Source organism: Bittarella massiliensis (ex Durand et al. 2017), from assembly GCF_017566145.1.
GTDB lineage: Bacteria > Bacillota > Clostridia > Oscillospirales > Ruminococcaceae > Bittarella > Bittarella massiliensis_A.
Genome location: NZ_JABFCL010000442.1, coordinates 1 through 206, shown reverse-complemented (window position 1 = coordinate 206; position 206 = coordinate 1). Strand labels below are relative to the sequence as shown.

The following is a 206-nucleotide window of genomic DNA, read 5'->3' as shown; positions in this document are numbered from 1 at the left end:
CCATTTCGGATGAGAGTGTCAGGCTGGCAGTCAGGAAGAATAATCAGATCCGAAAGGCACTAAAGGAATTCTGTGGGCTGATGAAACAGGACCCGGTTCCGATGTCAGGCTATGAGCTGTTCCAGGTGCTGTATGGAAGCTGGTTTAAGCTTTATACAGATGAGATTCTCACAGAAGTACAAAATCTGACAGAACGTATCCGCAAG

1 protein-coding gene is annotated in these 206 nt (G+C 46.6%); it reads left to right on the top strand.

Annotated elements, in window-relative coordinates; genetic code table 11:
- Positions 1-2 precede the first annotated feature (2 nt).
- Positions 3-206 (top strand): 2-hydroxyacyl-CoA dehydratase family protein (locus HJY11_RS14980; RefSeq protein WP_368041642.1); only part of this gene is annotated, 204 nt, incomplete at its 3' end.